A 21,563-nucleotide genomic window follows, 5' to 3' on the forward strand; every position below is an offset into this window, starting at 1 on the left:
GGTTTTCAAGGTTCGCCGCGCGGGTCCGGGGCGACCGCCCCGCCGATGCGCGGGGATTAACTATACGCACCCCGCGGCCCCGCGGGGGCCAGAATCGGGAGGTCCACGATTCCTCCATAAATATAGGAGTTTAGCAGCGTTCTTTATCCGCTAATACTAGAGGGCATAGTTGGCAATTAGGGGAACCTCCGAGGGGGCGTGAACCCAATAGCTCGCCTGTTCGACGCAAGATGCCGCCCCCCATCCAGCAAACACGAAGGGGACTCCCGCCGCGCGTGCCGCCTGGGAGTCATGGGCCGTATCTCCCACGTAAATTGCCTCCCCCGGCTTTGCCCCGGCACGCCTCAGGTACTCAAGCAGCGGGTCCGGCTCCGGCTTGTGTCGATCGCTGTCCTCGGCGAGAACTATATTCTCGAAGTACCCGTCAATGCCAAGCGGGGTTATTACCGCCTCATACTCGTCATACCTGCGTGACGAGACGACTCCCATCTTCTTGCCGCTCTTGCGCAGCTCCTCGAGCATCTCGCGCACCCCATAAAAAAGCTTGACCTCGTCGGCGTGCTCCCTTGCGAGCTCATCCCACCTCGCAAGGGCCTCCTTATCGAAAATCCCCAGCCGTGCGAAGGCCTCGTCACCCGGAATCCCCCGGGCAAAGGCGAGGTCCTTGAGGTCTTCCTCCTCACCCGTCCACTCAAAGAGAAGGTCCTAGAGCGCGCGCTGCGAGATGTTGTCCGTATCTGCCAGCGTTCCGTCAACGTCAAAGATCACGTGCTTGAACCCTGCCATATCAGCCCCTTTCGCCTGAGTTGCCTTGAGGCAAGTCTGCCGAGAGGAAGGCCTCTGCACCATATTCATTTGTGCCACTAGGTATCGGATTCACGCCACCTGGCGCGATAGGCAGACGGAGTGCTGCCCATGATTGTTCTGAACGTCTGCGAGAACTGGGCGGCAGATGAGAATCCACAGGACAGCGCAATCGACTCAATGGTTCTTGAAGTATGGGCAAGCAGCCTGCACGACTGTCTCACCCGATACTCGCGAACGTACTGCGCGGGACCCATGCCAACGTAATCCCTAAACGAGCGAAAGCAGTCGCGCACGCTTGTGCAACCCGCCAAGGCGATGTCGGCAACCTCGATGGTCTCGGCATAATGTTCGCGCACGAAATCGCGCATCTTCTCAAAACGAAGATCGCGATGAGTCGGATATGAGGCCGGGCCCTCGCCCATGAGCGGGCGGGCCTTCTCGAGGGCAAGCGCCCAGATCTCCGAGAGCAGTGACCGAAGGCGCAGCTCGTATGCGGCACCGTCCTCTGGGCGCAGGCCAAAAGACCCCCTAAAGAGGCTGAGGGCATGCGCGTCCTGCGGCGAATCCACACTCCAGGAGAGAACCTCAGCTCTACGCGCCTCGACAAGAGGACGAATGCAGCGCTCGGTTATCCGACCACCCGCATCTTCAAGCAGTCTCGGCCTAAAGATGTGGCAGAGCTGAACCGTCCCGGAGCCCTCGTCTGTCGCGCGCGTCATGTGATAGACGCCCGCATTTACAAAGCCAGCCGACCCCGTCCCAAAGCTCGTGACGCCGCGGAGAGTCCGGTACTCCAGCGACCCGCTCTGGACATAGAAAATCTCGACCTCCTGGTGCCAGTGCCAAGGACAGCTGCGGTGCGGGTACCTGTCAAGCTCGGCGCGCTCGAGGACATATGGCCAAGCGTCGGTTATCTCCTCGATGCACTCCTCGTGCCCTCCCCCTCGAAGGGTGATGTGGTCGACGTTCTTCACGGAGACGGCTTTATATGCCGCGCCGCACGACGTCGCACGCTGCGGAGAGCAGCTCGTCTCTGTCCTGCTTCGTCGGGGCCTCCGCATACACCCGCACCACGGAGCCCGTCCTCGACGGACGGACGAGCACCCAGGAGTCATCGTCAAACTGGAGCCTCAGGCCGTCGGCATGAGCGACCTCGACGGGCCTTCTCCCCGCGAGCTCGCCGGGATTGAGGCCGGGAAGCACGTTCCTGAACGCCTGGGTCGACGCCGCGTCGAGCCTGAGGTCTCGCCGCGCGTAGCACATCGTCCCCACGGTCTGCTCGAGCTCCCCCGCCATCGTCGACACGGACTTGCCGGAGCGCGCCACCATCTCGACGGCAAGGAGAGCCACGAGCAGGCCGTCCCTCTCGCGCAGGTGCGCCGGCACGCAGACGCCCCCGTACTCCTCCACGCCCATGATGACGTCGCCCTCGAGCACCTCTCTATATATTCTGGAGAAGCCGACGGGGACCGACGTGACGTCGCATCCGAGGCGCGCGGCCTCGCGCGCGATGCAGGCCGAGCACGTCAGCGTCGTCACGACGCGCCCGTGAACCCCATGTCCCATCACGAGGTTTCCCAGGAGCATCGGCACGAGCACGCGCGCGGGCAGGACCGCGCCGCGCTCGTCGATGATCGCGGCGCGGTCCGCGTCTCCGTCGAGCGCGATGCCCATGTCGGCCCCCTGCGCCACGACGGCCTGCTCGCAGGCGTCGATCCACGGCTCAACCGGGTCTGGGTGGATGCCGCCGAAGTCCTCGCGCGGCTCGACGTGCATCTCGACGACATCACACCCGAGCCCTCTCAGCAGGCGGGCGAGGTGCGTGGTGCCCGAGCCATACATGGCATCGACGACCACGCGCGGCGCACGGCGCGCCACCGCCCCCCCGTCCACGGTCGAGGCGAGGTCGCCGAGATACGGCCCGACGAGGTCGCACTCCTCGAAGGCCCCGCGGGCCAGCGTCGGGGTGAGCGAGATGGCCTGCTCGACCCTGTCGAGAAAGCCCCGCGACACCGGCCCCCCGTCGGAGCCCCGCACGAGAAGCCCCCCGTACTCGCACGAGAGCTCGCTCGCCGTGAGCATGACGGCCCCGCAGGCCAAATCGTCGCGCGAGCAGTTCCAGCCCACGGTCGGGGTGGGGCACGGCGCGTCGGACACGCGCACCGTCAGACCGTACGAGGAGAGGATTCCCGCCGCGAGCCGAGCGAGGTCGCGCGACTCGTGACGGGTGTCATATCCCACGTAGACGGCGGCCTCGGGCGTCGCGTCCGCCCAGACGAGCCCGAGCGCGTCCGCGACGCGCGCCACGCCCTCGGCGTCAAAGCCGTCCTCGTAGCGCCCCCTCCAGCCGTCGCTGCCAAAGCGGATGATGTCGCCTCGCCTATCCAAGAATCGCCGCGCCCTTCTCGCCAAACTCCTCGCGGAACGCATCCGCGAACGCAGGGTCCTCAAGGGCCATCCGCGCGTTGGTGGCGGCCCAGGCGGCGGGGGTACCGGTGTCGCAGCCCTCGGCCGGGTCGACGACGAGCGCGTACATCTCCTCCTCGGCGAGGAGGCGCTCCATGGCGTCGGTCAGCTGGATCTCGTTGCCGGCGCCGGGGCCCTGCGTCGCGAGCAGCTCCATGATGCGCGGGGAGAGCAGGTAGCGGCCGACGATGAAGAGGTGCGAGGGGGCATACTCGGGACGCGGCTTCTCGACGAGGCCCGTGACCTTCCAGATGGCGCCCTCCTGCTCGCCCTCGGCCTCAGTCCCGGGAAGGCAGCCCACGCACTGGCCGGCGATGATGCCATAGCGGCTCACCTGGTCGGCGGGCACCGGGGCCACGGCGATGACCGAGGCGCCGCCGTGCTCGCGCGAGACCTCCGCCATGCGGACACACATCTGGCGGTCGGGCACGAAGTAGTCGCCGAGAAGAACGAAGAAGGGGTCACGGTCGATCTCGTCGGCCGCCTGGAGGACGGCGTGCCCGAGGCCGCGGGCCTCGTCCTGGTAGACGAACGAGACGGGAAGCGTCGACGCCTCGTGGACGCGCGCGGCCTCCGCCGTCTTGCCGCGCTTGCGCAGCATGGACTCGAAGGCGTGGTCGACGGAGAAGTAGGACTCGATCTGGGGCTTCTCGTGAGAGTTGACGATGACCACGCCGTCAACGCCCTCAGGCTCGAGAGCCTCCTCGACCACATACTGGATGACGGGCTTGTCGAGGACGGGGAGAAGCTCCTTGGGGGTGCACTTGGTCGCGGGGAGGAAGCGCGTTCCGAGGCCGGCGGCAGGAATGATTGCCTTCATGGGTGTCCCTTCGGTAGGTTCGTGACCGCGCCGCCCGACGCTGTCCGGCGGCACAAGAAACATACCCCATCCCGCCGCCGACCGAACGTCCTTCTCTGCAAGCGGACGAAGAAGCGCGCCCTCCGCGGGGATGGGCGCGCAACCAACACAGCGAGTTCACAAGTTTGGAGAAGCCGTGCGGCTAGCTTGGCACCTCGATGCCCTGCCGCTCGAGGTAGGCGATGAGCCGCCCCATGGTGTCCTCGGACAGGACGTGCTCCATGAGGCACGCCTCCTCGTCGGCGACCTGAGAATCGACCCCAAGGTCGGACTCGAGAAACGTCCTGAGCGCGCGATGCGCGCGCCAGACCACGGCCGCGTACCTGCGGCCCTCCTCGGTCAGCGTCACGCGCCCATAGCGGCTCTGCGCGACCATGCCCGTCTCCTTGAGCGTGGAGAGCGCCTTGTTGACGCTCGCCTTGGAGACTCCCAGCCGCTCGGCGACGTCCACGGAGCGGACGGAGCCGTCCGCCGAGCCTCCCTCGGTGGAAAGGCGATAAATCGCCTCGAGGTAGTCCTCCCCCGCGCGGGTGAGCGCGTGGTCGCCCTGAACGCCGGTGTTGATCATGTCGGTCTCCCGATTCTCTCTGCGCCCGGGACGCCCTACAGGTCGCCGTCCTCGCACTCGATGCTCGCACGCCTCACGCGCGCGCCGAGCGAGGCCAGCTTCTCGACGAATCCCTCGTACCCACGGTCGATGTGGTGGATGTCCGAGACGGTGGTGATGCCGTCCGCCACGAGGCCCGCCATGACGAGCGCCGCGCCCCCTCGCAGGTCGGGGGACTTCACCTGGGCGCCGGAGAAGCCGTCGACGCCGTGGACAATCGCATGGTGTCCCTCGATCGTGATGTTGGCGCCCATGCGTGAGAGCTCGCTCGCGAGCATGAAGCGGTTCTCGAAGACGTTCTCGGTGATGATGCAGCTGCCCTTGGCGAGGGCGAGCAGGCACATGGTCTGGGCCTGCATGTCCGTGGGAAAGCCGGGGAAGGGGAGCGTCTGGATGTCGGTCGGGACGAGCGGGCGGTCGCGCCAGGCAGTGCAGACGCGATCGCCGCACTCGATCGTCACGCCCATCTGCTCGTACTTCCTGAGGACGAGGCCGAGGTGCTTGGGCTCGAAGCCGCGCACCGTCACGGGCTCGCCGGTGAGCGCGCCGATGGCAAGGAACGTCCCCGCCTCGATGCGGTCCCCCACGACCTTGTGCGTGACCGGGTGGAGCTCGGAGACGCCCTCTATCTCGATGACGGGCGAGCCGGCACCCTTGATCTTGGCGCCCATCTCGTTCAGGAGATTTGCCAGGTCGACGATCTCCGGCTCGCGGGCGGCGTTGTCGATCGTGGTGACGCCCTCGGCGAAGACCGAGGCCATCATGAGGTTCTCGGTGGCGCCGACGCTCGCAAAGGAGAGGGTGACGGTCTCGCCCTTGAGGCCGTGCGGGGCGCTCGCGTGGATGTTGCCGTGATCGACCTTGAACTCGACGCCGAGCGCCTCGAGGCCGAGGATGTGCATGTCAATCTTGCGCGCGCCGATGTTGCAGCCGCCCGGCATGGCCACGACCGCCTTGCCAAAGCGCGAGAGAAGCGGGCCCAGAACGGCCGTCGAGGCGCGCATCTGGGCGACGAGGTGATAGGGCGTCTCCCACGAGTCGACGCTCGACGTGTCGATCCTGAGCTCGTGCTCGTTCACGACCTCGATCTTGGCGCCGATGTTCTTGAGGACCTTCCCCATGACGTGGACGTCGGCGATGTTGGGGACGTTGGTGAGCGTGGTCACCCCGGGCGCCATGATGGTGGCGGCCATGAGCTTGAGGGCCGAGTTCTTGGCACCCTCAACGCGCACCTCGCCCGTGACGCGATGCCCGCCCTCGATCTGAATGACGTCCATGTGGCCTCCGTGCTAGCGCGGGCCCGCGGCCGGGCCCTTCGTGACTTGCTTGAGCAAAAGGTTACACCACCGGACCTTGCTCTCGTAGTAGGCGCGTCGATGGTCGCCGTCCTCAACCTGATCGAGATGCTCGATGGCGCGTTCGCGCGTCTCGCGGACCTTGTCCGGGTCGATGTCGTCAACGCGGCGCGCGTGGTCGGCGAGGATGATGACGCCGTCGTCGTCAATCTCGGCATAGCCGCCGGAGACGACGACGTCATACTCGTGGCCGCCGTCGCTCTGGAGGGCGGTGATGCGAACGACGCCGTCCCCGAGCGCGACGATCTCGGCCGCGTGGCCCGGCCAGACGCCGAGCTCCCCGGCATACGTGACGAGGATGAGGTGGTCGACGGGCCCGTCGAACATGAGCCCGTCAGGCCGCACGAACTGGCAGTTGAGCTCAGCCATCTCGCTCCCCTAGCCCTTTGCCCCGCCGGACATCGCGGCCGCCCTCTGGCGGACGTCCTCGATCGTGCCCGCAAAGCGGAAGGCCTGCTCGGGCAGGTCGTCGCACTTGCCGTCGACAATCTCGGCGAAGGAGCGCACGGTGTCCTCGACGGTCACGTACGTGCCGGGGTTGCCGGTGAACTTCTCGGCCACGTGGAAGGACTGGGAGAGGAACTGCTGGATCTTGCGGGCGCGCGAGACCACGTTCTGCTGCTCCTCGGAGAGCTCGTCCATGCCGAGAATGGCGATGATGTCCTGCAGGTCGGAGTACTCCTGGAGCGTCTCCTGCACCGCCATGGCCACGCGGTAGTGCTCCTCGCCCACGATCGAGGGGTCGAGCGCGGAGCTCGAGCTCGCAAGCGGGTCGACGGCCGGGTAGATGCCGAGGTCCGTGATCGCGCGCGAGAGGACCGTCGTGGCGTCGAGGTGCGTGAACGTGGTGGCAGGCGCCGGGTCCGTGAGGTCGTCAGCGGGAACGTAGACGGCCTGGACCGAGGTGATCGACCCCTCCTTGGTGGAGGTGATGCGCTCCTGGAGCTCGCCCATCTCGGTGGCCAGCGTGGGCTGGTAGCCAACGGCCGACGGCATGCGGCCGAGAAGGGCCGAGACCTCGGAGCCCGCCTGGGAGAAGCGGAAGATGTTGTCGATGAACAGCAGCACGTCCTGGCCCTGGTCGCGGAAGTACTCCGCGGTGGTGAGGCCGGCCAGCGCCACGCGCATGCGCGCTCCGGGCGGCTCGTTCATCTGGCCGTAGACCAGGCAGGTCTTCTCGATGACGCCCGATTCGCTCATCTCGAGGTAGAGGTCGGTGCCCTCGCGGGTGCGCTCGCCGACGCCCGTGAAGACCGAGGTGCCGCCGTGCTGCTGGGCGAGGTTGTTGATGAGCTCCTGGATGAGGACCGTCTTGCCAACGCCCGCGCCGCCGAACAGGCCCGTCTTGCCGCCGCGGACGTAGGGCTCGAGAAGGTCGATGGCCTTGATGCCGGTCTCGAAGATCTCCGTCTGCGTGGTGAGCTCGTCAAAGGCGGGCGCGGGGTGGTGGATCGGGTAGTACTGGACGTCGTCGGGGGTCTCCTTGCCGTCGACCGGCTGGCCCATGACGTTCCAGACGCGGCCGAGCGTGGAGGGGCCGACGGGCATCATCATGGGATGGCCGGTGTCGCGCACCTTGAGGCCGCGCGTGAGGCCGTCGGTCGAGGACATGGCCACGGTGCGGACGACGCCGCCCGGCAGCTGCGACTCGACCTCGAGAACCGTGCTCACATGGCCGACGGGGGTGTCGCCCTCGACGGTGAGCGCGGTGTAGACGCTCGGGACCTGCCCCTCGAACTGCACGTCAACGACGGGCCCGACAATGCGGACGACCGTGCCCACGCCCACGGAGCGGTTGAGCTTGTTGTAGGCCGCCTCCTCGAGCGCGGAGCGCGGCTCCAGGTTCTTCTCTGACATCAGTAGTCCTCCAATGCGGACGCGCCGCCGATGATCTCGTTGAGCTCGGTGGTGATGGCGCCCTGGCGCTCACGGTTGTACGTGCGTGCGAGCGAGTCCAGGACCTCCTTGGCGTTGTCGGTCGCGGACTGCATGGCGCGGCGGCGCGCACCGTGCTCCGCGGCGGCGGAGTCGAGCAGGGCGTGGAAGATGACCGTCCTGAAGTAGGCCGGCATGAGGTGCCCCAGAACCTCCTCGGGAGAGGGGTCAAACGCGAAGTCCGTGTGCTCGCGCACGCCCACCGTCGAGAGCGCCTCGCGCTCGCGCGGCTTGTTGGGCATCGTGAGCTGCTCCTTGGTGAGCGGGAGCAGCTGCTCGGTCACCTGCGTCTGCTCCACGCGGTTCTTAGCGTGCCAGTAGTAGAGCACCACGCGGTCGATGGCCCCCGAGGCATAGCCGTCCATGACGTAGGAGGCGATGCGGTCCGCCTGGTCCATGTTCGGCTCCGAGGAGATGCCGACGAACGACATCACGGGGGCCGTCTTGCGGTACGTGAAGTACTCGGTGGGCTTGCGCCCGCAGGTTATGACGGACGAGGAGACCCCGCGCGCCGCGAGCTCCGCCATCTCGTGCTCGACCGCGCGCTGGGGCAGGATGTTGAACCCGCCCGCGAGGCCGCGGTCGGACGCGATGAGGATGAAAAGGACGTGCCTCTCCTCGGCATGCTTCGCCAGGAGCGGCTGCGAGGCGTCAAACCCCGCGGCGGCAACGTTGGCGAGCATGCGCGTGATGGCGTCCTTGTAGGGCTCCGCCTCCTCGGCCCTCGTAAGCGCCTTGCGGATCCGCGCGGTGGAGATCATCTCCATCGTGCGCGTGATCTGCATGGTGCTCTGGATCGAGGAGCGGCGCCTCTGTATCTCGCGCAGGTTAGCCATCGGGCATTACTCCTGACCGAGCGAGGGCGCGCCGGCGTGGTCGACCGTCGGCTCGGCGTTCTTCTCGACGTCCTCGCGCACCTTGTTGGGGTGCTCCTTGAGAAACTCCGCCTTGAAGTGGGCGATGTGCGTGCGCAGGCGGTGCTGCTGGTCCTCGCCGATCTTGCCCTCGAGCAGCGAGTCGCGCAGGCGCGGGTGGCGCTCAGCCATGTAGCGGGCGAGCCCGTCGCGGAACAGGTTCACGTTGCCGAGGTCGATGTCGTCGAGGAAGTCTTCCTTGGCGGCAAAGATGGCGATGATCTGGTCGCGCACGTCAAGCGCCGAGTAGCGCTGCTGCTTGAGCAGCTCCATCATGTGGGCTCCGTGGTTGAGCTGGTACTGCGTCGTGGCGTCGAGGTCGGAGCCAAACTGCGAGAAGGCCTGCTTCTCGCGGTAGGCCGCCAGGTCCAGACGCAGCGTGCCCACGACCTGCTTCATGGCCTTGACCTGCGCGTCGCCACCGACGCGCGACACCGAGATGCCCACGTCGACCGCAGGGCGCTGGCCCTGGAAGAAGAGGTTGGACTGCAGGTAGATCTGGCCGTCCGTGATGGAGATCACGTTCGTGGGGATGTAGGCGGAGACGTCGCCCTCCTGCGTCTCGATGATCGGGAGCGCCGTGAGCGAGCCGCCGCCGTTGGCGTCGGAGAGCTTGCAGGCGCGCTCGAGCAGGCGCGAGTGCAGGTAGAAGATGTCGCCGGGGTAGGCCTCGCGTCCGGGCGGACGGTGCAGCGTCAGCGACATCTGACGGTAGGCCACCGCCTGCTTGGAGAGGTCGTCGTAGACCACGAGGACGTGTCCGCCGGGGTGCTCGGCGTCCGCGGGGTTGCCGTGCTCGTCGTTGTACATGAAGTACTCGCCGATGGCGGCGCCCGCCATGGGGGCGATGTACTGCATCGGGGCGGAGTCGGCGGCCGTGGCAGCCACGATGACCGTCTTGTCGAGGACGCCGCGCTGCGAGAGGGACTCGCGGATCGTGGCGACCGTGGACGCCTTCTGGCCGATGGCCACGTAGATGCAGATCATGTCGGTGGTGCGCTGGTTGACGATGGCGTCGATGGCGATGGCCGTCTTGCCCGTCTTGCGGTCGCCGATGATGAGCTCGCGCTGGCCGCGGCCGATGGGCACCATCGCGTCGACGGCGAGAAGCCCGGTCTGGACGGGCTCGCACACGGGCTGGCGCTCCATGATGCCAGGGGCCTTGAACTCGATAGGACGACGATGCGTGGTGCTGATGGGGCCGAGGCCGTCGATGGGCTGGCCGAGGGGATTGACCACGCGGCCGAGCATGGCGTGCCCGACCGGGATGTCCATGACGCGGCCGGTGGTGCGGCACTCGTCACCCTCCTTGATGTCCTCGACGTCGCCGAAGAGGACCGCGCCGACCTCGTCGCGGTCGAGGTTCTGGGCGAGGCCGTAGACGTCACGCCCGGTGAGAGAACTCGTGAACTGGAGAAGCTCTCCGGCCATGGCGCTCTTGAGGCCCGACACGTGAGCGATGCCGTCGCCGACCTCCGTCACGACGGAGGCCTCCTGCTGGTCGACCGTGGCGTTGATGGCCGCGAGCTCCTTGCGGAGCGTGTCCATGATCTTCTGCGAGCTGATGGTGTCCGTCACTTCTCCTCACCTCCAATGAACGAAGAGGAAAGCGTCTTTCTGATGTTTGCGAGCTGGGCGCGGACCGAGGCGTCGTAGCGCTTGCCGCGCACCTCGAGCATGATGCCGCCGATGATGCCGGGGTCCACGCGCTCGACGAGGTAGACGGGGGCGTCAAGGTCACGCTCGGCCTTGCTGAGCACCTTGGCGCGCAGCGCCTCGTCCATGGGGACGGCCGTGGTGACGGTCACGGAGACCGTGCGGTCCTCGGTGTCGAGCAGCTCCTTGTACTGCTTGGCCACCTCCGCCACGAGGTCGAGGTCGTTCTCGCGCTGCATGGCGGCGAGGGTCTCGAGGACCTCGGGAGAGAACTTCCGGGCGTGCTGCCACTGGACGAGGTCGGCGTTGGCGCGCCCCTCGGAGCGGGCCGCCTCTATGAGCGCCCGGGTGTAGGCCTCGACTCTCTCGACGTCGGAGCGCTTAGTTGCCATTTGGGGTGCCCACTTCCGCAAGGTACTTCTCGGCCAGGCGGCGCTGCTGCTCCTCGGAGAGGTCGTTGCCGATGATCTTGCTCGCAATCTCCACGGAGAGGTCCACGACGGAGCCCGAGAGCTCGATCATGGCCTTGTGGCGCTCGGAGTTCACGGCACCGTGCGCCTTGGCGATGATGTCGACGGCCTCCTTCTGCGCCTTGGCCAGGATGCGCGAGCGCTCCTCCTCGGCCTCGCGCTTGGCCTTGGCCACGATGGCCTCGGCCTCGCGGTGGGCCTCGACGATCTTCTCGTCATAGGCGCGCGCCTGCTCGGCGGCCTCGACCTTGGAGCGCTCGGCGGCGTCGAGGTCGGACTGGATCTTCTCCTGCCGCTTCTCCATCATCTGGAGGACCTGCGGCCACACGAGCTTGGCGAGAACGGCCCAGATGATGAGGAAGGCGATGAGGGCCGGGATGAACTCCGCGGGCTTGGGGATGAGGATGTCGGCCCCCACCGCGGACTCCTCCGCGAGCGCGATGGCCGGGGTTGCCGAGAGCGCGAGCGCCCCCGAGACGGCCAGCGCGCGCACGGCGGCCTTGTTAGGTGTGTTCTTCATGCGTGCCTCCAACTCGCTCGTCCGACAGCCCCTACTTGACGATGAGGCTGACGACGAAGCCGATGAGGGCGAGCGCCTCGACGAACGCCGAGCCCAGGATGAAGACCGTGAAGAGACGGCCCTGGACCTCGGGCTGGCGAGCCATGCCCTGAGCGACACCGCTGGCGGCAAGGCCGATGCCGATGCCCGCGCCGATAACGCCGAGACCATAACCAACGACACCGAGAGCTCCCACTGTTCCTCCTTTGACATCCGCCCCGCGCTCCTGTCGCGCACGTTGGGGCGAGTTCAAACCAAACGTACTATGCACTGCGGGCGTGCCCGCGAGTTGCCGCTGCTACTCCTCGTCCGACTCCGCGATCTGGATGTAGACCGCAGAGAGCAGGGCGAAGACATATGCCTGGATGGCGGCGACCATAATCTCCACCACGTAGATGACGAGCAGGATGCCGACCCACAGCACGGACGCGCCGGCCTGGATCGCCGTGGCCACGGAGAAGGCCTGGATCATCGGCTCGAAGAAGAGGGAGGCCAAAATCGCAAAGGTGCCCATGACGACGTGGCCCGCGAAGAGGTTGCAGAAGAGTCGGACGGCGAGCGTGATGAGGCGAAGGATCGTGGAGAAGACCTCGATGAGCCACACCAGCGCGTTGAGCGGGAAGGCGACCCCGGCCGGGGCGAGGCTCTTGGCATAGCCGAGCGCGCCGTGCTTCTTCACGCCGCAGACGATGAAGTAGACGAAGGAGCACACGGCGAGCGCCGCCGTGGTGGAGATGGTGCCCGTGCCGGGCTTGCAGCCCGGGATGATGCCCACGATGTTGTTGGCGAGCACCACGAGGAAGATGGACGCGATGAACGGGAAGTGGCGCTTCCAGGACTCGCCGAGCAGCCCCTTGCACATGTCGTCGCGGACGAACTCCACGAGGTACTCCATGCCGTTCACGAAGACTCCCTTGGGGACGAGCCCCTTGGACTGGCGCTTCTTGAAGGCAAAGAGCAGGATAAGCATCAAGACGATAGCCACGGCGAACCAGAACGAGTACTGCGTGAATCCGGCGACATCAAGATTGCCGAAGATCGCCTGAGACTTAAAGCTCGAGACGAGCTCGTTGACCTCATCTCCCAGGCTGTCCAGAGGATTGCCCACGCTCATCCTTCCCTTCTCTCTGGGGACGGCCGTTGGCCGCCCTCCAGGCGCGGATTGCCTCGATTGCCCAGAAGAGCAGAAACGAGCCGACCAGCGCACAACCGAACTCCAAGAAGCCCCCGTTCGTGGCAGCATACACCACGAGCAGGACAACAGTGAGCGTGAGAAACGACACGCCCACGGCCGCGATGCCGGCGGCCAGCGAGACCGCGCGACTTCCCCTCAGAGCCCGCTCGAACAGAACGGCCGGAGCGACGCAGCCCAGAAGGCCGAAGAGCGCGCCGGCGGCGATGGCAACCTGAGGCTCCAAGCTCCACCGCCTCCCGTCCGAGCGAATTCAGGACATTCGAAGTCTAGCGCGCCCGCAAAATTGGTCAAGCAGGCTGCCGGCCGCCGCCCCCGATTCGACACAATCGTGAAGGGCGCTTCTCGACGTTGCCGAAATGCGAGTTCTGGCAGTCGCGGAATCCCGGCACCTGGGAAGATGTCATCACCCGTTGCAGAAAGCGGGCTTATGGCAGCCCCATTGCTGCCATAAGCCCGAATCTCACAACGCGCATCCGCGGCCAGCTGCCACGACCGCGCCTTCCAGAACGCACGGGGCGAGAAGAACGTCGCGCCGACGACCTACTTGGTGCCGTAGATGCGGTCGCCCGCGTCGCCGAGCCCCGGCAGGATGTAGGCGTGGTCGTTGAGCTGGCGGTCGAGTGCGCAGGTGTAGAGGCGCACATCCGGGTCGAAGTCCAGCGTGGCGCGCACGCCCTCGGGCGCGGAGACGAGCGTGAGGCAGCGGATGTCGCGCACGCCGGCCTCGCGGAGGAACTGGATGGCCGCCGTAAGCGAGCCGCCGGTGGCGAGCATGGGGTCGACGACCAGGCAGATGCGGTTCTCGATGTCAGGCGGGAACTTGCAGTAGTACTGATGCGGCACGTGCGTCTCGGGGTCGCGGTACATGCCCACGTGGCCCACGCGCGCGGAGGGGACGAGCTGGAGCAGGCCGTCCACCATGCCGAGGCCGGCGCGCAGGATCGGGATGATGGCGACCTTCTTGCCGGAGAGCCGGCGGCAGGTGGTGACCTCAAGCGGCGTCTCCACCTCGACGTCCTCGAGCGGGAAGTCGCGCATGGCCTCATAGCCCTCAAAGATCGCAAGCTCGTTCACGAGCTCGCGGAACTGCTTGGTGGGCGTGTCCTTGTCGCGCAGGATGGAGAGCTTGTGCTGCACGAGCGGGTGGTCGATGACGGTGAAGCGTGCCGGGTCGAACTCCTCTGCCATTTCTGCTCCTTTCCGCAAATTGGGGACAGTCCCCAATTTACATAAAACATTTCTGCTAATTGGGGACTGTCCCCAACTTGCAGACTAGTCGAGCTCGGGGTAGAGCGGGTGCTCGGCGAGCAGCTCGCGCACCTCCATGCTGATGCGGTCCATGAGGGCATCGTCGCCGTGGCCCGCAACGACGTCGCCGATGAGCTCACCCACGCGCTCGCACTCCCGCTCGGTGAAGCCGCGGGTGGTGACGGCAGCCGACCCCACGCGGATGCCGCTCGCGACGAAGGGCGAGCGCTTCTCGCCGGGGATGGTGTTCTTGTTGACCGTGATGCCCACCGAGTCGAGCAGGCCCTCGGCATCCTTGCCCGTGACGTCGCCCGCCGGGGTGAGGTCGACGAGCAGGAGGTGGTTGTCGGTCCCGCCGGAGACGAGCCGCAGCCCGCGCGACTCCATGCCGCGCCCGAGCGCCTTTGCGTTGGCGAGGATGGCGTCGGTGTAGGCGGCAAAGTCCGGGGAGAGCGCCTCGCCAAAGGCGACGGCCTTGCCGGCGATGACGTGCTCGAGCGGGCCGCCCTGGCTGCCGGGGAAGACCGCGGAGTTGAGCCTCTTGGCAAGGTCCGCATCGTTTGCCAGGATGAGGCCGCCGCGCGGTCCGCGCAGGGTCTTGTGCGTGGTGGAGGTGGTGACGTCCGCAAAGGGCACGGGGCTGGGGTGGCGGCCGGTGGCCACGAGGCCGGCGATGTGGGCCATGTCCACCATGAGGGAGGCGCCCACGGAATGGGCGATCTGGGCGAAGCGCTCGAAGTCGATGACGCGCGGGTAGGCCGAGGCACCGGCGATGATCACCTTGGGGCGGTGCTTCTCGGCGAGCGCCGCCACGGCGTCGTAGTCAATGCGCTCCGTCTGGGAGTCCACGCCGTAGGAGACGATGTTGTAGAGCTTGCCGGAGAAGTTGGCCGGCGAGCCGTGCGTGAGGTGGCCGCCGTTGTCGAGCGCCATGCCCATGACGGTGTCGCCGGGCGTGGCCAGCGCCGCGAGGGCGGCGTAGTTGGCCTGGGCGCCCGAGTGCGGCTGCACGTTGGCAAAGCCCGCGCCGAAGAGCTTGCAGGCACGGTCGCGCGCGAGGTTCTCCGCCTTGTCGACCGCCCAGCAGCCGCCATAGTAGCGCTTGCCGGGCAGGCCCTCGGCGTACTTGTTGGTGAGGGGCGACCCCACGGCCTCCATGACGGCCAGCGAAACGAAGTTCTCCGACGCGATGAGCTCGACGGAGGAGCGCTGGCGGCGCAGCTCGTCCTCGACCGTGGAGAAGACCTCGGGATCGGACGCTCTCAGGTGCTCGCAGAACATGGGACCTCCTCTGGTTGGGAGCCGCCCCGAGCGCCATCACGCGTCCCGCGCGGCCCGGCTCGCCGATCCGCAGGGCACCCCTGCGGCGTGCGCTTGGTATAGCGTAGCACGACGACGCGAGGTCTCCGTGAGCGCCGTGTTACGCCCCGCGAACGGCGAGAAGGACCTCGTCGCACGTGAGGGCGCCCTCCCTCAGCACGCGCGGCTCGGGGCGCGTGGCGTCCACGATCGTCGACGCAACGCCAACCGGCGCCTCGCCGCCGTCGAGCGTGAGGTCCGCGGCCGCGACGATCTGGGGCTCGACGGAGCCGCCGCTCGTGGCCGAGGGCGCGCCATGCGTGTTGGCGCTCGTCTGCGCGAGCGGCACGCCCAGGGCGCGGGCGACGGCGCGGTCGAGCGCGGACCCCGGGACGCGCAGGGCGATCGTGGGGCCGCCCTCGGCAGGCTGCGCGTACTCCGCCGGCACCTCGCCGGAGGCGCGCACGACGATCGTGAGCGCGCCCGGCCAGTAGCGCTCGGCGAGCCGCACGGCCCAGGACGGGACATCGCGGCCGTAGCGCATGAGGTCGGACGCCTCGGCGATGAACCACGGCAGCGTCTGGGCGCGGTCGCGGCGCTTGATGTCGAAGATGCGCCCGTGGGCGGGGTTTTCCGGCGTCGCGGCGCAGCAGATGCCGTAGACCGAGTCCGTGGGGAGCACGGCGACGCCGCCCTCCCGCAGGACGGCCGCGACGCGCTCGACGACCTCGCCGTCCGGGTTCTTCTGGTCGACCGTGATGACGCTTCCCATCTCTATTCCTCTCGTATGGCCACAAGCACGCGCGGGCGGCGCGTGAGGTCCTCGCGCACCTCGACCGCAGACCAGCCTCCCTGGGCGCGGGCGAGCTCGGCGGCATCGTCCAGGGAGCCCTCGAATAGCTCGACCGCCAGCATGCCGCCAGGCGCGAGCGCACGCGGGGCGAGCTCGAGCAGGCGGCGGAAGACGTCGAGCCCGTCATCGCCGCCGTCGAGGGCGAGCTCCGGCTCATAGTCCGCCACCTCGGCGGGGACCTCCTCGCGCAGCACGGCGGTGGGTATGTAGGGCGGATTGGACACAAGCACCGAGAAGGACCCCATGAGCTCGGGGTCAACGCCCTCCGCGAGGTCCGTCCGGACGATGTCCACCGCGTCCTCGAGACCAAGGGCCTCGCGGTTGCGGGAGGCGAGCTCGACCGCGCGCTCGGAGAGGTCCGTCGCCGTGACGTGCGTCCCCGGGCGCTCCGAGGCGATCGAGAGCGCGATGCAGCCCGTGCCCGTGCCGACCTCGAGCACGCGGACGGGGTCGGCCGCCGGCTCGTCCTTCTCGCCTTCTGCGTCCTTCTCGCCTTCCGCACCCTGGCGCGCGCGGGCGGCGTCCACGCCCTCGAGGGCCGCGTCCACGAGGACCTCGGTCTCGGGGCGCGGGATGAGCACGCCGCGCTCGCAGCGCAGCACGATGTGGCGGAAGGGCATCTCCCCGGTGACGTACTGCAGGGGCTCCCCGGCCGCGCGCCGCTCGATGGCCGTGTGCATGGCGGCGAGCTCGTCGGCCTGCAGCGGCTTGTCAAAGTTGACGTAAAGCTCCACGCGCGAGAGGCCGGTGACATTGGCGAGCAGCCATTCCGCCGAGAGGCGAGGGTGCTCGTCACCCTTGCGCTCGAGGTATCCGCTCGTCCAGTCGAGTATGCGCTTGATGGTCCAGGGCTCGCCGTGTGGCATCGTGCTCCCTTCGCTTGCGTGGCGTCACTGCATCATAGCGCGGGATGGGACGGGGCGCGGGGCGGGGACCCGCCGGGACGGCCTCCAGAAGCGTCGCGAAGGCCCCGCACAGCCCGAGAGCGGGACCTTCGCGACATTGCGTCGGCACAATCCGTCGCCAAAGCCCCGCATAGGCGCTCCGCGGGGGATTGGCGACGATCAGAGAACACACATTAAATCGAAAGGCCCGCCCCCAGGGAGATGAGCCCGAGCGCCCGGCGAATCGCCAGCCGATAGAGCGGCTCCGCACGCTCGAGCGAGTACGCGAGCCCGAGGCCCGGGTCCGTCACCGTGGGAACGATCGCCCTTACCCCGGGCAGGTCAGGGGTGTCCGGGTCCAAGCCGCCCACCACGGCAACGCAGGGAACGCCCGCGCGCTCGCATGCCGCCCCCACCCCACTCACGACCTTGCCGCACGCGCTCTGGGCGTCCGCGTGCCCCTCGCCGGTGACGCAGAGGTCGGCGTCCTCCAGAAGCTCGTCGAACCCAACGAGCGCGAGCACCCGCTCGATGCCAGAGACCAGCTTCGCGCCGAGGAGCGCGACGGACATGGCCCCCACCCCTCCGGCAGCGCCCGCGCCCGGCAGCGCCTCGACGTCCTTCCCGAGCTGGTCGCGCAGGAGCCCGGCAAACCGCCTCATGCCGGAGTCGAGCCGCTCGACATCCGCCGGGCCGAGCCCCTTCTGCGGGCCAAACACCGCCGTGGCGCCCTGCGGTCCGGTCAGGGGGTTCGTCACGTCGCACATCGCGTAAAACGTCGTCTCCGCAAGCCGCGGGTCAAGCCCCGCGAGGTCGATACGGGAGACGCGCCCGAGATTGGCCCCCGTCCCCGGAAGCTCCGCCCCGTCCGCGGCGAGGAACCGCGCGCCGAGCGCGCGCATCATGCCCATGCCGCAGTCGTTGGTGGCGCTACCGCCCAGGGCAAGGGTGACGCTTCTGCTCCCCTGGTCAAGCGCGTCCCTGATGAGCTGGCCCGTGCCAAAGCTCGACGTTCGGGCGGCGTCGCGCTCGCACGGCGCGAGCAGCGGCAGCCCCGAGGCCGCCGCGACCTCGACGAGCGCCTCGCCGGAGTCGAGAAGGCCATAGCGCGCCTCGACGGGCCGCCCAAGGGGATCGCGCGCCATCACCGCCCGAAGCGCTCCCCCGCAGGCAGCGACGAGCGCCTCGGCCGTCCCCTCTCCGCCGTCGGCCACCGGAACCCCCAGCACCTCGGCGCCGGGGATGGCCCGCGGCGCCTCCTCAGAGATGATCTGCGCGATTCTGGCCGACGAGAGCGTCCCCTTGAACGAGTCGGATGCCACGACGATGCGCATTGTCTGTCCTCCCGGCCTCTCTTCGCGCAAACGAGGCCTTGGTGCGAAAGACGGCAGGCTCGGCGCGCAATCGGTGGCTTGGTGCGAAGCATTTTTGCTCGCAGAAGTGCCCTACAGGCAGTATACGGCCGAGCGCATATGGCAAAACGCCTGATGGTCGCCATCCGCCCGTTCGGCCGCGCCGGAAAACGCTTCGCACCAAGCCGCCGATTGCGCAGGAGCGCCGCCGAGCTTCGCACCAACGAGCTGACTGCGCACACGTCGAGAAAAAACGACCGCCCCGTCGCACGCACGCGACGGGGCGGCAGCACGGCCAATGCCGGGGCGGCGTCACACCGCCTGGGCGAGCTTCTCCGCGCGCTCGGCGGCGGCGAGCGCCTCGATGACGCCCGACAGCGCATCGCCGAGCAGGACGCCGTTATACGTGCTGTTGAAGCCGATGCGGTGGTCGGTCACGCGGTCCTGCGGCTGGTTATAGGTGCGAATCTTCTCCGAGCGGTTGCCGTGGCCAATCTGGGAGAGGCGCGCGGCGCCCTGCTCGGCCTGCTGCTTCTCCAGCTCCATCTCATAGAGGCGGGCGCGCAGCATCTGCATGCAGACCTCGCGGTTCTGGATCTGGGAGCGCTGGTCCTGCGACTGCACCACGGTGTTGGTGGGCAGGTGCGTGATGCGCACCGCCGAGTAGGTGGTGTTGACGCACTGGCCGCCGGGGCCGGAGGCGCAGTAGGTGTCGATGCGCAGGTCGGACTGGTCGATCTGGATGTCGATCTCGTCGGCCTCGGGAAGCACCGCGACGGTGGCCGTGGAGGTCTGGATGCGGCCCTGGCTCTCGGTCTTGGGCACGCGCTGGACGCGGTGCACGCCGGACTCGTACTTGAGCACGGAGTAGACGCGGTCACCCGTGACCTTGAACTCGATGGTCTTGAATCCGCCGGCCTCGCTCGGGCTGGACGAGAGGATCTGGATCTTCCAGCCGCGGCTCTCGCAGAAGCGCTGGTACATCTTGAAGAGGTCGCCGGCGAAGATGGCGGCCTCGTCGCCGCCCACGCCGCCGCGAATCTCCACGATGGTGTCCTTCTCGTCGTTGGGGTCGGCCGGGATGAGCAGGAATTTGATCTCATCCTCGAGCTCGGGGAGCTTGGCCTCGTTGGCGGCGATGTCCTCCTGCAGCATGGCCTTCTCTTCGGCATCGGCCTCGTGGAGCATCTCCTTGGCTGCCTCGATGTCATCGAGCGCGCCCAGGTACTCGCGGGCGCGCGCCACGAGCTCGGCCTGGCTCGCGTGCTCCTTGGCAAGGCGCGCGTACTCCTTGGGGTCGGAAACCACGGCCGGGTCCATGAGCTTCTGCTCGAGCTCCTCGTAGGCCTGAATGATCTTGGTGAGCTTGTCTCGCATATCTTCTCCTCGTGGGGGGTCATACGGGCATGCGTGGATGGGGTCTCCCCCTCAGAGCCGCTAGAGCATGTCGAATCTCGCGTACACAGGCCCCTCCCCCGCACGTGTCTTGAACCGTCTTATCATACCCCGAGCCGCCGGTATGAGACACTAGAGCCCAGGGCAACCAAAGGAGAAACGCATGTCGGCAGCCAACGAGAGCGAGAAGGACGGGCGCGAGGACCGCACGCCCGCCGCGGACGAGGCGCGAACCTCCTCGGGGCCGGCCGACGCGACGGGCAGCCCCGAGGAGGCGGAGGACCCCGAGGCCACGGTCGCAGGACGTACCGCGACGCTGGGAGAGCCCGCGGACGGGGGCACGCAGCGCCGGCCCCCCGTGGTGAGCGCCCCCTCGGGCCCCGCCGGGGAGGAGCGCGCGCCGGAGTTGCACGACGTGGCGGGCGCGGCCGGGCGCTACCTGCGCGCGCGGGCCGCGGCCGTCGCCGCCGCCATCCGCGCGCACCGCGTCGTCACGGCAGCGGTGGCGGCCGCCATCGTCCTTCTCGCCGCGGGGGCCGCCCTCGCGCTGCGCGCCCCGGGAACGCCCCCTGAGGAGCTCGTCGCCGAGGACGCCCGCTCCCGCCTCTCCGCGCCCGCCTACGCCCCGGGGGCGTTTGGCAACGATGACGTCCTTGTTGCGCGCGACGTCGAGGTCCGCTCGATCAGCCCGGCCGGAGACGGAACGGCGCGGGCCGAGGTGCTTGTTGTCTACGAGGGCTCAAGCGCCGTGCGCGCCGAGAAGTCAGCGACCCTGGGCTACGCGTTCCGGGACGGGGCGTGGCGCGCCGTCGGCGACCCCGAGGACGTCCGCGTGTCCTGGGAGGCAATCAACGGCATCAGCCAGGAGCGGCTCGCCGCGAACATCGGGTCGGTGCTCGAGCGCGCGGACCAGCAGCTCGGCGACCAGGGCGACGGGGCGAGCCTGGAGGAGCTCTACGCCGACGCCGAGCTGACCGTCGAGCGCGAGGAGTTCGACCCCAATGAGGGGACGGACGTGCTCGACCTCGTGTGCGTGCGGGCGGGGCTCTTCGAGTCGTACGAATGCCGCATGACCGTGACGTTTGCCTTCCGCTCGGCCACGGGCCAGTGGGAGATCGAGGACGTGCAGGTATCCGAGGACGGCAGGACGCGCAGCCTGGAGCCACTTGTGGGGACGTGGTCGGGCACCTTCTCGCGCCAGGAGACGGAGGGCACCAAGTGCCTTGCGGCGCGCGGGGCGGGACTTGCCATTGCCGTCGAGCAGGCGCGGACGGAAGGCGGCGTCTCGCAGCTCAGCGGCACCGTCTCGGGCGTGGCGCACTACCACGCGCACCCCGGCCAGGACGCCCAGGGCTGTGACGGCGACGTCATGTTCCAGGACGTCCCGTTCACGGCAACCCTCGTGGACGACGCGGACGGCTCGCTCGTCTTTGAGGCCACGCTGCCCGAGGACGTCGACGGCGTGGTCTCGCTCACGCTGCGCCTGGGAAGCGCCGAGGACCCAACGTCCGCGACGGCCGAGGTCATGACGACCTACGCCCACACCGGCTCGTTCCTGTTCTTCCCCTATGACGAGACGCTCTCGTACACGGACGTGTTCTCCCTGCGCAAGTGAGTCTCGCACGCGCCCCGGGCAACCGCGCGGCGAGAAGGGCGCCGGCGCACGCGACAAATTGCCCGGGGCGCAGGCCACGCAAAAAGGGCGCCCC

The 21,563-nt window shown here is 68.1% G+C and carries 21 protein-coding genes and 1 pseudogene; 1 reads left to right on the top strand and 21 read right to left on the bottom strand.

What is annotated here, in order from left to right:
• Positions 1-156: 156 nt before the first annotated feature.
• The 21 genes and pseudogenes from H6A23_RS07060 to prfA form a co-directional block, all read right to left on the bottom strand.
• A pseudogene (locus H6A23_RS07060) lies at positions 157-660 on the bottom strand (HAD family hydrolase); the annotation flags it as partial.
• 203 nt (positions 661-863) lie between these two features.
• The gene (locus tag H6A23_RS07065) at positions 864-1,781 is read right to left on the bottom strand and encodes an AraC family transcriptional regulator (RefSeq protein ID WP_204831498.1); all 918 of its coding nucleotides are present in this window, start codon (positions 1,779-1,781) and stop codon (positions 864-866) included.
• A gap of 10 nt (positions 1,782-1,791) precedes the next feature.
• Positions 1,792-3,195, bottom strand: a complete 1,404-nt coding sequence (locus H6A23_RS07070) for a phosphoglucomutase (protein WP_286165883.1) — start codon at positions 3,193-3,195, stop codon at positions 1,792-1,794.
• Complete coding sequence (locus tag H6A23_RS07075) at positions 3,188-4,093, bottom strand: UTP--glucose-1-phosphate uridylyltransferase (protein WP_204831500.1); 906 nt, start codon at positions 4,091-4,093, stop codon at positions 3,188-3,190. The genes H6A23_RS07070 and H6A23_RS07075 overlap by 8 nt, the downstream gene beginning before the upstream one ends.
• Positions 4,094-4,274: 181 nt before the next feature.
• Positions 4,275-4,700: a metal-dependent transcriptional regulator gene (locus tag H6A23_RS07080; RefSeq protein ID WP_204831501.1), complete on the bottom strand. Its 426-nt coding sequence runs from the start codon at positions 4,698-4,700 to the stop codon at positions 4,275-4,277.
• 35 nt (positions 4,701-4,735) lie between these two features.
• Positions 4,736-6,016, bottom strand: a complete 1,281-nt coding sequence (gene murA, locus H6A23_RS07085; protein ID WP_204831502.1) for a UDP-N-acetylglucosamine 1-carboxyvinyltransferase — start codon at positions 6,014-6,016, stop codon at positions 4,736-4,738.
• Between the two features lie 12 nt (positions 6,017-6,028).
• Positions 6,029-6,463 (bottom strand): ATP synthase F1 subunit epsilon, encoded by a 435-nt coding sequence (atpC, locus tag H6A23_RS07090; RefSeq protein ID WP_204831503.1) that lies wholly within the window; start codon positions 6,461-6,463, stop codon positions 6,029-6,031.
• Positions 6,464-6,472: 9 nt separating this feature from the next.
• Positions 6,473-7,951 carry a F0F1 ATP synthase subunit beta gene (gene atpD / locus H6A23_RS07095; RefSeq protein WP_204831504.1) on the bottom strand — a complete coding sequence of 493 codons (1,479 nt, stop codon included), beginning with the start codon at positions 7,949-7,951 and terminating at the stop codon, positions 6,473-6,475.
• Positions 7,951-8,865 (bottom strand): ATP synthase F1 subunit gamma, encoded by a 915-nt coding sequence (gene atpG, locus H6A23_RS07100; protein ID WP_075278950.1) that lies wholly within the window; start codon positions 8,863-8,865, stop codon positions 7,951-7,953. The genes atpD and atpG overlap by 1 nt, the downstream gene beginning before the upstream one ends.
• 6 nt (positions 8,866-8,871) lie before the next feature.
• Entirely contained in the window at positions 8,872-10,521 is a 1,650-nt protein-coding gene (gene atpA / locus H6A23_RS07105; protein WP_204831505.1) for a F0F1 ATP synthase subunit alpha, read from the bottom strand.
• Positions 10,518-10,991 (bottom strand): F0F1 ATP synthase subunit delta, encoded by a 474-nt coding sequence (locus H6A23_RS07110; protein WP_204831506.1) that lies wholly within the window; start codon positions 10,989-10,991, stop codon positions 10,518-10,520. The genes atpA and H6A23_RS07110 overlap by 4 nt, the downstream gene beginning before the upstream one ends.
• A complete protein-coding gene (atpF, locus tag H6A23_RS07115; RefSeq protein ID WP_204831507.1) occupies positions 10,981-11,589 on the bottom strand; it encodes a F0F1 ATP synthase subunit B in 609 nt (202 codons plus the stop codon). The genes H6A23_RS07110 and atpF overlap by 11 nt, the downstream gene beginning before the upstream one ends.
• A 31-nt stretch (positions 11,590-11,620) precedes the next feature.
• A complete protein-coding gene (gene atpE, locus H6A23_RS07120; RefSeq protein ID WP_075278954.1) occupies positions 11,621-11,824 on the bottom strand; it encodes an ATP synthase F0 subunit C in 204 nt (67 codons plus the stop codon).
• 102 nt (positions 11,825-11,926) lie between these two features.
• Positions 11,927-12,736 carry a F0F1 ATP synthase subunit A gene (gene atpB / locus H6A23_RS07125; RefSeq protein WP_353653032.1) on the bottom strand — a complete coding sequence of 270 codons (810 nt, stop codon included), beginning with the start codon at positions 12,734-12,736 and terminating at the stop codon, positions 11,927-11,929.
• Positions 12,705-13,046 carry a hypothetical protein gene (locus H6A23_RS07130; protein WP_204831509.1) on the bottom strand — a complete coding sequence of 114 codons (342 nt, stop codon included), beginning with the start codon at positions 13,044-13,046 and terminating at the stop codon, positions 12,705-12,707. Before H6A23_RS07130 ends, atpB begins: the two co-directional genes overlap by 32 nt.
• 317 nt (positions 13,047-13,363) lie before the next feature.
• Positions 13,364-14,011 (bottom strand): uracil phosphoribosyltransferase, encoded by a 648-nt coding sequence (upp, locus tag H6A23_RS07135; RefSeq protein WP_204831510.1) that lies wholly within the window; start codon positions 14,009-14,011, stop codon positions 13,364-13,366.
• 84 nt (positions 14,012-14,095) lie between these two features.
• Positions 14,096-15,352, bottom strand: a complete 1,257-nt coding sequence (glyA, locus tag H6A23_RS07140; RefSeq protein WP_204831511.1) for a serine hydroxymethyltransferase — start codon at positions 15,350-15,352, stop codon at positions 14,096-14,098.
• A 139-nt stretch (positions 15,353-15,491) separates the two neighbouring features.
• Positions 15,492-16,142: an L-threonylcarbamoyladenylate synthase gene (locus tag H6A23_RS07145; protein WP_204831512.1), complete on the bottom strand. Its 651-nt coding sequence runs from the start codon at positions 16,140-16,142 to the stop codon at positions 15,492-15,494.
• A 2-nt stretch (positions 16,143-16,144) separates the two neighbouring features.
• Positions 16,145-17,089 (bottom strand): peptide chain release factor N(5)-glutamine methyltransferase, encoded by a 945-nt coding sequence (gene prmC, locus H6A23_RS07150; RefSeq protein WP_204831513.1) that lies wholly within the window; start codon positions 17,087-17,089, stop codon positions 16,145-16,147.
• Positions 17,090-17,301: 212 nt separating this feature from the next.
• On the bottom strand, positions 17,302-18,441 hold the full coding sequence (locus tag H6A23_RS07155; protein WP_204831514.1) for a glycerate kinase: 1,140 nt from the start codon (positions 18,439-18,441) through the stop codon (positions 17,302-17,304).
• A gap of 330 nt (positions 18,442-18,771) precedes the next feature.
• Positions 18,772-19,836: a peptide chain release factor 1 gene (gene prfA, locus H6A23_RS07160; RefSeq protein ID WP_204831515.1), complete on the bottom strand. Its 1,065-nt coding sequence runs from the start codon at positions 19,834-19,836 to the stop codon at positions 18,772-18,774.
• Between the two features lie 181 nt (positions 19,837-20,017).
• On the opposite strand from prfA, the gene H6A23_RS07165 reads away from it, so the two are divergent.
• Positions 20,018-21,469, top strand: coding sequence for a hypothetical protein (locus H6A23_RS07165; RefSeq protein WP_204831516.1), 1,452 nt, complete (start codon positions 20,018-20,020; stop codon positions 21,467-21,469).
• Positions 21,470-21,563 lie beyond the last annotated feature (94 nt).

Source organism: Olsenella uli, from assembly GCF_016900775.1.
Taxonomy (GTDB): Bacteria; Actinomycetota; Coriobacteriia; order Coriobacteriales; family Atopobiaceae; genus Thermophilibacter; species Thermophilibacter uli_A.

Bases quoted from the DNA above. Each gene is read 5' to 3' on its own strand.
- H6A23_RS07075 (WP_204831500.1), bottom strand. From the start codon at position 4,093: ATGAAGGCAATCATTCCTGCCGCCGGCCTCGGAACGCGCTTCCTCCCC.
- H6A23_RS07080 (WP_204831501.1), bottom strand. From the start codon at position 4,700: ATGATCAACACCGGCGTTCAGGGCGACCACGCGCTCACCCGCGCGGGG.
- murA (WP_204831502.1), bottom strand. From the start codon at position 6,016: ATGGACGTCATTCAGATCGAGGGCGGGCATCGCGTCACGGGCGAGGTG.
- atpC (WP_204831503.1), bottom strand. From the start codon at position 6,463: ATGGCTGAGCTCAACTGCCAGTTCGTGCGGCCTGACGGGCTCATGTTC.
- atpD (WP_204831504.1), bottom strand. From the start codon at position 7,951: ATGTCAGAGAAGAACCTGGAGCCGCGCTCCGCGCTCGAGGAGGCGGCC.
- atpG (WP_075278950.1), bottom strand. From the start codon at position 8,865: ATGGCTAACCTGCGCGAGATACAGAGGCGCCGCTCCTCGATCCAGAGC.
- H6A23_RS07110 (WP_204831506.1), bottom strand. From the start codon at position 10,991: ATGGCAACTAAGCGCTCCGACGTCGAGAGAGTCGAGGCCTACACCCGG.
- atpF (WP_204831507.1), bottom strand. From the start codon at position 11,589: ATGAAGAACACACCTAACAAGGCCGCCGTGCGCGCGCTGGCCGTCTCG.
- upp (WP_204831510.1), bottom strand. From the start codon at position 14,011: ATGGCAGAGGAGTTCGACCCGGCACGCTTCACCGTCATCGACCACCCG.
- glyA (WP_204831511.1), bottom strand. From the start codon at position 15,352: ATGTTCTGCGAGCACCTGAGAGCGTCCGATCCCGAGGTCTTCTCCACG.
- H6A23_RS07145 (WP_204831512.1), bottom strand. From the start codon at position 16,142: ATGGGAAGCGTCATCACGGTCGACCAGAAGAACCCGGACGGCGAGGTC.
- prmC (WP_204831513.1), bottom strand. From the start codon at position 17,089: ATGCCACACGGCGAGCCCTGGACCATCAAGCGCATACTCGACTGGACG.
- H6A23_RS07155 (WP_204831514.1), bottom strand. From the start codon at position 18,441: ATGCGCATCGTCGTGGCATCCGACTCGTTCAAGGGGACGCTCTCGTCG.
- prfA (WP_204831515.1), bottom strand. From the start codon at position 19,836: ATGCGAGACAAGCTCACCAAGATCATTCAGGCCTACGAGGAGCTCGAG.
- H6A23_RS07165 (WP_204831516.1), top strand. From the start codon at position 20,018: ATGTCGGCAGCCAACGAGAGCGAGAAGGACGGGCGCGAGGACCGCACG.